Annotated in this window: 2 protein-coding genes; both read right to left on the bottom strand. The window is 48.5% G+C overall.

Annotated elements, in window-relative coordinates; all coding sequences use genetic code 11:
• Nucleotides 1-78: 78 nt before the first annotated feature.
• The gene (locus RMO52_RS02060; RefSeq protein WP_310410458.1) at nt 79-1,530 is read right to left on the bottom strand and encodes an ABC transporter substrate-binding protein; all 1,452 of its coding nucleotides are present in this window, start codon (nt 1,528-1,530) and stop codon (nt 79-81) included.
• A gap of 205 nt (nt 1,531-1,735) precedes the next feature.
• On the bottom strand, nt 1,736-2,665 hold a 930-nt coding region (locus RMO52_RS02055), incomplete at its 5' end, for a LysR family transcriptional regulator (RefSeq protein WP_310410456.1).

Genomic DNA, 2,665 nt, shown 5'->3' with positions numbered 1-2,665 from the left:
GTTTAACAAATAACAGAGGTTTAAATCCCCATTTCAACAACCCAATTATCAATTATCAATTATCAATTATCAATTAATTTACCCTTGCTTGGCTGGGACTGCTGGTGTGGGTGTGGCAGCAGGTTTAGCTTCGACTTTAGGCTTTTGGGCGGGTTTGTCGCTAGGCTTAGTATCGGTTTTAGGTGCTGCGCTAGCTCCAGCAGCGGTTTGGATATTTACTTGGTCGATCGTTTTGAGCGTACCGTCGGGTTGGACTTGCCAGATATCGTAAGTACCGACGACATCGCCTTGAGCGTCGAGATCGACGTTACCGCTGGCACCTTGATAGTTGATTTTTTTACCAGCTTTGAGCAGAGTGATGGCTTCACACAGATCGGAAACTTCTTGCCCAGAGCCGCCAGCGACTTCGCGAATTTTACTAGCAATGCCTTCGCCAGTATTGGTTTTAGCTGATTGAGCCGCCAGCATGATGAGGGCGGCGGCATCCCAGGAATGTTGGAGGTAGGCAGTGAGCGGTTTGCCAGTCGCCGTCCACTTTTTATTAAAGTCCTCTAATGCCTTGCCATGTGCCCCAGGAACCGTACCGATCGCCCCTGCGAGGATAAATTTGTTATCTTTATCTTTACCGACCTGATCGGGGAATTTGGGCGAGTAGGCACCATCGGGGAGCATAATCGTCACCCCTTTGCTCAACCCCTGTTCGTAGGCATCTTTGAGTAGGATCGACCCAGTATCGGGGTATACCAGTGCGGCGATGGCTTGGGGTTTGCCAGTAAAGGCGGCTTTGACTTCCGATGAGAAGGTGGTACCCTTGGCATCGTAACGGGTTGGATTAGCTTCATTAGTGACGGTACCGCCGAGTTTTTTGAAGGCGGTGACAAATTCTTTCTCAAAGCCGACACCATAGTCGTTATTAATCGCGATCGTGGCGACTGTTTTAAATCCTCTCTTGATGGCTAGCTGTGCCATTGCTTGAGCTTGATAGGTATCTGGTGGAGCCGTCCGCGCCCAGTAACCGCTATATTTGCCTTCTTTGGCTCTAGTTGTAAAGATGGGACTGGTGCTACCAGGGGAGACAATCATCACTTTATTTCTCACTGCGACATCGGCGGCGGCGGTAGAAATACCACTCCCAAAGGCACCCACAACGCCAGCAACTCGATCGACTTCCGAGAGTTTAGTCATTGCAGCAGTACCCGCACTGGGGTCGCTTTGATCGTCTTCAGACACGAGGGTGACGGGTGCGCCATTGATGCCACCGCAACCATTGACGGTGTCTACAGCCATTTTAATGGCATTGGGCAGAGGTTGGGCGATCGAGGCTAAGTCGCCAGTATTTGATAATAGGGAACCAATTTTTAAACCTTGGCTACTATCGCTAGTCGTGCCGCTACTAGCGGCTGGTGTCCCACCTTGGTTATTTGTGGGAGCTGGATCGCTACAACTGGTGGTTAGTAAACTAGTAATAGTCGTCAATAATGCTAGCACTAAAGCTAGTTTTGGCTGGATGCGTCGCTGGGTATCGGTCATAACTTTAAATCTTACTCTTCACACTTAAAAATGCTCGTCTTAGCGCGATCGCGTGACACGACTATCTGCCGTTGATGTTATCACTTTTAGTTAGAGAGTGAATAGTGGATAGTGGATAGTGAATAGTGAATAGATGTAGGTTAGGTAGAAAGCAACGCGAAACCCAACGGCATTACTCAACAGCATTAACCAATAGCATTGCTGGTTATTCAGGAAGTTTGCTACCGGAGAGATCGGCGACAATTTTGAGAAATTCAGCTAAGACGACTGAGTGGTCATCTTTGCGCCAGAGTGCGGAGATCTGTCTGCGAAGACTGGTATCTTGGATCGGTCGATAGACGACGCCGCGACGTTGCAAATTTTCGACGTTACTCGGCAAGATTGCCAGTCCTACTTGTGCCACTACCAAACTAAGAATCGTCACCAACCAAGTAGCTTGGACATCCCTAATAATATTTGGCTCAAAGCCCGACTGTTGGCAATAATAAATGAATTTTTGGTAAAAGGGAAACTCCGCGATCGAGGGTAAGATTAATTTTTCATTGGCAAGATCGCGCAAAAATACTTGGCGTTGGAATACTAAGGGATGTAGCTCTGGCATGGCAACGACGAGGGATTCTTCCATAATCGGCAGTACGTTCAAGCTGGTGTCTGGTTCCTGAGCATTAGCAACTACTTCAAAACCGATATTCAGGCGACCCTCCCGCAATGCCTGAAGTTGACGCTCAGCGGTAAGTTCGAGCAGTTCTACTTCTATATCGGGAAACCGAGAGCGAAATGCCCGCAAAATATCGGGTAATAGGGTATTGGAAATCGAACTAGCAATGCCCACCGAGAGGAAGCCAATCTCGCCCCGATGTGCTTGTTGTGCTCTAGCAATCCCCCGTTCGAGAGTTGTCAGCGCCAACCGGGTTTCTTCTAAAAAAACTTTCCCGGCTGCGGTCAATTGTAGCGGTCGCCGTTGCCTATCGAATAACTCAACTTTCAACTTCCGTTCGAGCGATTTAATGCGTTGTCCCAGCGGCGGTGGATCGATCTGCAAGTATTCTGCCGCTTTCGTAAAATTATTTCCGGCTTCTGTAACTGCTAGAAAGTAACAGATTTGTCGCAGTTCGACGCTGCTGAGATAGAGAAG

Origin of the sequence: Chamaesiphon sp. OTE_8_metabat_110 (assembly GCF_031382685.1) — a bacterium.
GTDB lineage: Bacteria > Cyanobacteriota > Cyanobacteriia > Cyanobacteriales > Chamaesiphonaceae > Chamaesiphon.
Note: the sequence above shows the minus strand (reverse complement) of the source record. Positions and strands in the feature narration are given on the sequence as shown.

Excerpts from the sequence above, each read along its gene's own strand:
- RMO52_RS02060 (WP_310410458.1), bottom strand. The coding sequence starts at position 1,530 with ATGACCGATACCCAGCGACGCATCCAGCCAAAACTAGCTTTAGTGCTA.